The following is a 6959-nucleotide window of genomic DNA, read 5'->3' as shown; positions in this document are numbered from 1 at the left end:
GGCGCCGTGCCGGTGCCCGCGCGCCCGGGCGCCGTGCCCGTGCCTGCTCGGGGCAGCGGCCAGACGGGCCCGAGTCGGCGGGTGCGTCCGTCCGGGGTGAACAGCCACCAGGAGGACGGATCGGCGTCGGTGGCACCGCTGGCCAGCAGGGTGCCGTCGGGGCGCAGGGTGACGAGCCCGTCCGGAGCGACGATGCTGGTGGCGGCCAGTTCGGCGAGCCGTTGCGCGGGCCGGCGCCCGGAGGCGGGTGTCGCCGCGAGGGCGGAGGCGGCCAGGACCAGGGTGGCGGCGTTGCGGTCGGCGGCGGCCCGGCCGGCGCCGGGGGCGGCGGTCGTCCCGGCATCGGTGGCCGTCCCGGCGGTCCCGGTGCCCGTGGTGGCTCGCACGGTGCGGGCGAGGTCGTCGAGGCGGCCGAGCAGGACGGGTTGGGCATCGGGGGCCGCGGCCAGCACCGTGACGGTGCCGGGTACGGCTTCCAGCGCGGCCAGCGCGTCGGTGAGCGCGGCGGGCAGCGCAGCCGCGTCGGTGCCGGGCGCGATGACGAAGTGTGCTCCCACCTCGTGCAGCGCGGCCGGGCCCGCCGGTTCGGCCGCCGTGTCGTTGTCCGTGCGCCGGCGGTTCAGCCAGCGGCGTGCCCCGGAGGCCTGTTCGATGGTGCTCACTGACGCGACTCCCCTTCCCCGTCCGCGCTGCCCCCGCCGTCCCCGTCGTCGACGAGCGCGGTCTGCACCTGTACGGTCCGGCGTCGGGTGATGTGCAGGGCCCGGCCCGGGGGCAGCGCCCGCGGCTTGGTGTTGCCGAACAGGAAGCCCTCGCTGGGCGGGCAGGACAGCAGCAGCGCCGGGGTGTTGACCTCTTCGAGCTTGCGCAGCAGCTGGTCGGAGGAGGCCCGCCCGACGCCGTTGGCGCTGCGGGCCACGATCAGGTGCAGGCCCAGTTCGGCGCCCTGCGCCAGGTACTCCAGCAGCGGCGCGAACGGGTGGGCTTGCATGCCGCCGGGGGAGCCGGAGACCAGTTCGTAGTCGTCGACCAGGATGAACAGTTCGGGGCCCTCCCACCAGTCCCGCAGCCGCAGCCGCTCGGGGGCGATGTCCGCCCCGGGCAGCCGGTTGGCCATCGCCCGGGCCGCGCCGTCGACGATCTGGCGCAGCACGTCCACGGCGACGGCGTGCCCGAGCCGGTACTCCGGCGGCACCGCGCCCTGGAGGACGCGCCGGTAGTCGACCAGCATGATCCGCGCCTCGTCGGGCCGGTAGGCGCCGGTGATGCCGGCGGCCACCAGCTTGAGCAGGTTGGTCTTGCCGGCCTCGCTGTCGCCGACGACGACCAGGTGCGGGGACTCCTCGAAGTCGTGCCAGAGGGTGTCCATCGAGACGTCCTGCAGGCCCAACGGCACGCGCAGCCGGCCCTGGGGGGCGGGCAGCGCGGCGGCGGGCAGGTGCAGCGGCAGCATCCGGACCTCGGGCGCGCGCTGGCCGGTCCAGTGCTCGGCGACGGCGTCGACCAGGTCCGCGACGCCCTCGCCCAGGTCCTCGGTGGCGCCGCGGCCGTCCAGGCGGGGCAGTGCGGTGAGGAAGTGCAGTTCCTCACCGGTGAGCCCGCGTCCGGGGATCTTGGGCACGGTCGCCGCGATGCGCATGCCGATCGCGGAGTCGACCGGGTCGCCCAGCCGGAGCTCGAAGCGGGTGCCCAGCAGGTCGCGCAGCGCGCCGCTGACCTCGCCCCACCGGGTGGTGCCCACCACCAGGTGGATGCCGTAGTTCAGGCCGCGCTGGGCGATCAGGGTCAGCGCCGGCGCCAGGTCGGGGAACTCCTGGCGCACGGTGTTCCAGCCGTCGACGACCAGGAACACGTCACCGTGGCCCTCCCCGGGCAGCGCGCCCTCGGCCAGGGCGCGCCGGAACGCGGCCACCGAGTCGAGGCCCAGTTCGGCGAAGCTCTGCTCGCGCCGGGCCAGGATGGCGTTGACCTCGGCGACCGTGCGCACCACCCGCTCCGGGTCGTGCCGGCCGGTCACCGCGCCCACGTGCGGCAGGCCGCGCAGTGAGGAGAGCGTGCCGCCGCCGAAGTCCAGGCAGTAGAACTGCACTTCGCGCGGGGTGTGGGTGAGCGCCAGCGCCGCGACCAGGGTGCGCAGCAGGGTGGACTTGCCGCTCTGCGGCCCGCCCGCGACCCCCACGTGCCCGCCCGCCCCGGACAGGTCCGCCACCAGCAGGTCGCGCACCTGCTGGAAGGGCTTGTCCACCACGCCGACCGGCACCCGCAGCGCGCCGCGGCCCGGATCGTCCTCGGCGGTCAGCCCGCACCCGGGCACCGGCGCCAGCGGCGCCAGCAGCTGGTCCAGGGTCGGCGGCACACCCAGCGGGGGCAGCCACACCGGGTGGGCCGGCGGACCGGCGTCCACCAGCTTCTCGGCCGCGATCTCCAGCAGGCTGCGACCGGACGCCTCCTCCTCCTGCGCCTCCTGCACCTCCGCCGGGAGGACGGCGGGCTGACGCGGCGCCACGTACTCGGTGCCGTACGCCGCGACCTGCCCGGCCGCGGCCTGACGGCGGGCCGCGACCGGGCGCGGCGCCCGGTAGGGCCCGGAGACGTACGCGGCCTTGAACCTGGTCAGCGTCGCGATGTCACTGCGCAGGAACCCGTTGCCCGGCTGCGAGGGCAGGTGGTAGGCGTCCGGGACGCCCAGCACGCCCCGGCTCTCCATCGCGGAGAAGGTGCGCAGGCCGATCCGGTAGGACAGGTGCGACTCCAGGGCGTGCATCCGCCCCTCGTCCAGGCGCTGGGAGGCCAGCAGCAGGTGCACCCCCAGCGAGCGCCCCAGTCGTCCGATCATGATGAACAGGTCCATGAAGTCCCGGTGCGCGGCCAGCAGTTCGGAGAACTCGTCGACCACCACGAACAGCGTCGCCAGCGGCTCCAGCGCCGCCCCGCCGGCCCGGGCCCGCTCGTAGTCGAGCAGCGAGCTGTAGTTGCCCGCCGCCCGCAGCAGCTCCTGACGGCGCACCAGCTCCCCGTGCAGGGCGTCGCGCATCCGGTCCACCAGCGCCGCCTCGTCGGCCAGGTTGGTGATCACCGCCGAGGTGTGCGGCAGCCGCTCCAGCCCCAGGAACGTCGCCCCGCCCTTGAAGTCCACCAGCACGAAGTTCAGCACCTCGGAGGAGTGGGTCATCGCCAGCGCCAGCACCAGCGTGCGCAGCAGCTCCGACTTGCCCGACCCGGTCGCCCCGATCAGCATCCCGTGCGGCCCCATGCCGCCCTGCGCCGACTCCTTGATGTCCAGCTCCACCGGCGTGCCGTCGGCGGCGATCCCCAGCGGCACCCGCAGCCGGTCGGCGACGCCGCGCGCCCAGCCCGCCGCCACGTCGTGCCCGTGCAGGTCGCGGACGCCCAGCAGCGACGCCAGGTCGAAGTCCCCGGCGAGCGGCTCGCCGCCCTCCGAGCCGTCCCCGATCCGGTACGGCGCCATCAGCGCCGCGAGCCGCCGCGCCGCCGGCAGCGACAGCGCGTCCGGCCGCCCCAGGTCGGTCTCCTCGTCCCGGTGGTTGCGGTCCGCACCGACCATCGCCAGCCGGCCCTCGTCGATCCGCAGCCGCAACCGGTGCCGCAGCGGCTTCCACTCCAGCGCCTCACCCAGGTCCAGCAGCACCGCGTTGCGCCACCCCGCGAGCGCCGCCCGGCTGCCCGCGCCCACCGGCACACCGTCCAGCACGACCACCGTGAACGGCTCGTCCCGGCCCGGCTGCGCATCCGGCTCCCACGGCCCGCGCCCCGCGAACTCCGCCCCCAGCACCTGCTCCAGCTCCGCCACCGACCCGGCCATCAGCCGCACCGGCCCCAGCGCGTCGGTCTCCACCGGGTGCAGCGCGTGCGGCAGCCACTTCACCCACTCCCACGCCCGGCGCTGCCCGGCCTCGCAGACCACGGCGATCCGCAGGTCCTGCGGCGCGTGGAACAGCGCCAGCTGCGCCAGCATCGCCCGTGCCAGCGCCCGCGCCGCCTCCCGCTCGTCCGCGCGCACCAGCACCTGGGCGTAGCCGCGCACGTACACCGCGATCGGCTGGTCCGCGACCGTGCCGTAGGCGTGGATGAACCGGCGCAGCGCGTGCGCGCACAACGGCTCCAGGTCCTCCACCGGCTTGGTCGCCAACGGCGCCAGCCGCACCGCCAGCCGCTGGTGTCCCACGCCCACCCGCACGTCCCCGAAGTCCGGGTGCGCGGCGCGCCGCTCCCACAGCCGAGAGGTGCGCACCAGCGAGGCCAGCGAGCCCGGCGCCGGGTGCCGCCAGGCCAGCGCCTCCTGCTGGCGCACGATGTGCCCGCGCACCTGACGGCGCATCTGCGCCAGGTAGCGCAGGTAGTCGCGCCGCTCGGCGCGCAGCTCCCGCTTGCGGTCGCTGGAACCGCGCAGCAGCGACGTCACCAGCATGCCCACCGCGGAGAGGCCCATCATGCCCATCGCGACGTACGTCATGATCCCGCCGCCCTCACCCGGGCGCAGGAACACGAACACCATCGACAGCGAGCTCAGCGCCATCGGCGCCATCGTGATCATGCTCGACATGCCGCTCTGCGACTGCGGCAGGACCGGCGGCTCCTGCAACTGGATCTCGCCGTCGGGCATCGCCGGCCCGGGGCGCCGCGGCGCACGCTCGACCACTACCACACTCAACGAAAGCGCTCCTCGCACCCGGGAAGGACGGCGGCGAAGTGCCCCGCCGCGCGGGACGCCGTCCTCCTGGGGCGACGGACGGCACCCCCTCCGGGGTTCAGCCGGGCCCCCGCTCGACCCGTTCGGACCGGATTTGAACCCCGCACCCGCCCCGGCCCGTCCCCCGGGAAGGAGGCCGCCCCGCGGGCGGTACGGCAACCGCCGCACGGGCGGGTACGGCAAGCGCCGCACGCGAGCACGAGGAGAACCTTGAACGGGAGCACCACCGGGACCACGGCAACCGGACTGTGCCGACTGAGGTTCCACGCACCCGACACGGTGTTCGAACTCGTCGTCCCCGCCGACGTCCCCCTCGCCGACCTGCTGCCCGCCGTCCTCGACCACGCCGGCGACGACCTCGACGAACAGGGCGCCGAACACGACGGCTGGATCCTCCAACGCCTCGGCCAGGCCCCCCTGGACGAGGAACTCGGCGCCGACGCCCTCGGCCTGCGCGACGGCGAGGACCTCCACCTGCGCCCCCGCCGCGACCCGCTCCCCGAGGTCCACTACGACGACCTCCCCGACGGCCTCGCCACCGGCATGCGCGAACGCGCCGACACCTGGCGCCCCGTCCTCACCCACCACACCGCCCTCGCCCTGGCCGTCACCGTCCTGGCCGGCGGCCTGGCCCTCCTGCTGCTGCCCGGCCCGCCCCAGCTGCGGGCCGGTGCCGCCGCCGTCACCGCCCTGTTCCTGCTGCTGGGCGCCCTCAGCGCCTCCCGCGCCGTCGGCGACGCCGGCGCCGGCACCGCCCTGGGCGCCACCGCCGTGTCCTACCTCGCCCTGGCCGGAGCCCTCCTCACCCCCGACACCGGACCCTCCGCCGCCAGCGCCCGCCTGCTCGCCGGCGGCTGCGCCGGCGCCGGAGCCGCCGTCCTGGCCATGGCCGCCGTCGGCTGCGCCGCCCCGCTCTTCCTCGGCCTGGTCCTGTTCGCCCTGCACGTCACCGCGGCCGGTGCCCTGCTGCTGGCCGGACTCACCGTGCCCGCCACCGCCGCCGCCCTGGCCGTCGCCCCCGTCGCCACCGCCGCCTTCCTGCCGGGCGTGTGCTTCCGCCTGTCCGGACTGCGCCTGCCCGCCCTGCCCCGCAACGCCGAGGAACTCCAGGAAGGCATCGAAGCCGTCCCCGCCGCCACCGTCCGCGCCCGAAGCACCGTCGCCGACGGCTTCCTGACGGCCTTCCACCTTGCCCTCGCCCCCGTCCTCCTCCTCGCCCTGACCGCCCTCAGTGGGCAGGAGGGCTGGGCCCCCACCGCCCTGACCTGCACCCTGGCCCTGCTGCTCGCCCTGCACGCCCGCGGCATCGGCTCCGTCCCCCAGCGGCTGGCCGTCCTCGTCCCCGCCGTCTGGGGCCCCGTGCTGCTCACCGCCCGCCTCGCCACCGAGCTGGCCCCCGCCGCCCGCACCGGCCTGCTCGCCGCGCTGCTGGCCGCGGCCGCCCTGCTGGCCGCCGCCTCCTGGACCGTCCCCGGCCGACGGCTGCTGCCCTACTGGGGCCGCGCCGCCGACCTCCTGCACACCCTCGCGGCCGTCGCCGTCCTCCCGCTCGCCCTCGCCGCGGCCGGCGCCTTCCAGGCGCTGCGCGCCCTCGCGGGCTGAGCCCGAACGACTCGCCGTACCCGCTGAGCGCGCCGTACCCGCTGAGCCCGAACGACCCGCCGTACCCGCCGTACCCGCTGAGCCCCGCCACCGAGGAGAACCGCCACCATGCAGTCGAAGCGCGACCAGGTGCAGGCCCACCTGTTCGTGATGGGCCGCCTCGCCACCGGCATGCTCCGAGGCGAGCCCGACGCCCCCGACGTCCCCACCGGGCGCACTTCCCGAGGCATCGTCACCGGTCTGGTCGTCGCCGCCCTCGCCGCCCTGATCGCCGCCGTCTACGGCGTCCTCGTCCCCGGCGGTGCCACCGGCTGGAAGAAGCCCGGCACCCTCGTCCTGGTCAAGGAGAGCGGCGCCCGCTACCTCTACGTCGACGGCGCCCTCCACCCCGTGCTCAACGAGGCCACCGCCCGCCTGCTCGCCGGCGACCAGCTCACCGTCGACCAGGTCAGCGTCCACTCCCTGGCCGACACCCCGCGCGGCACCCCCCTGGGCATCCCCGGCGCCCCCGACGGCCTGCCGCAGTCCGAGCGCCTGGCCACCGCCCCCTGGCTCGCCTGCGCGAGCTGGCAGCCCGACCCCTCCGGCACCCCCCCCCCCCCCCGGGCCCGGGCCGGGGGGGGAAGGGGCCCCGTGTGGCCCACCC

3 protein-coding genes and 1 pseudogene are annotated in these 6959 nt (G+C 76.3%); 2 read left to right on the top strand and 2 right to left on the bottom strand.

Features of this window, described 5'->3' with window-relative positions; all coding sequences use genetic code 11:
* Positions 1-662: pseudogene (locus ACFXPX_RS38375) on the bottom strand (hypothetical protein); the annotation flags it as partial.
* Entirely contained in the window at positions 659-4672 is a 4014-nt protein-coding gene (gene eccCa, locus ACFXPX_RS38370) for a type VII secretion protein EccCa (RefSeq protein ID WP_380644704.1), read from the bottom strand. The gene eccCa and the pseudogene ACFXPX_RS38375, both read right to left, overlap by 4 nt.
* Before the next feature lie 249 nt (positions 4673-4921).
* Here eccCa and eccD point away from each other — a divergent pair, with 249 nt between their 5' ends.
* Positions 4922-6313 carry a type VII secretion integral membrane protein EccD gene (gene eccD / locus ACFXPX_RS38365; RefSeq protein ID WP_380644703.1) on the top strand — a complete coding sequence of 464 codons (1392 nt, stop codon included), beginning with the start codon at positions 4922-4924 and terminating at the stop codon, positions 6311-6313.
* A 108-nt stretch (positions 6314-6421) separates the two neighbouring features.
* Positions 6422-6959: type VII secretion protein EccB (locus ACFXPX_RS38360; protein WP_380644702.1), on the top strand; the 538-nt coding region annotated here is incomplete at its 3' end.

Origin of the sequence: Kitasatospora sp. NPDC059146 (assembly GCF_042786665.1) — a bacterium.
In the GTDB taxonomy this organism is placed as follows: domain Bacteria; phylum Actinomycetota; class Actinomycetes; order Streptomycetales; family Streptomycetaceae; genus Kitasatospora.
Note: the sequence above shows the minus strand (reverse complement) of the source record. Positions and strands in the feature narration are given on the sequence as shown.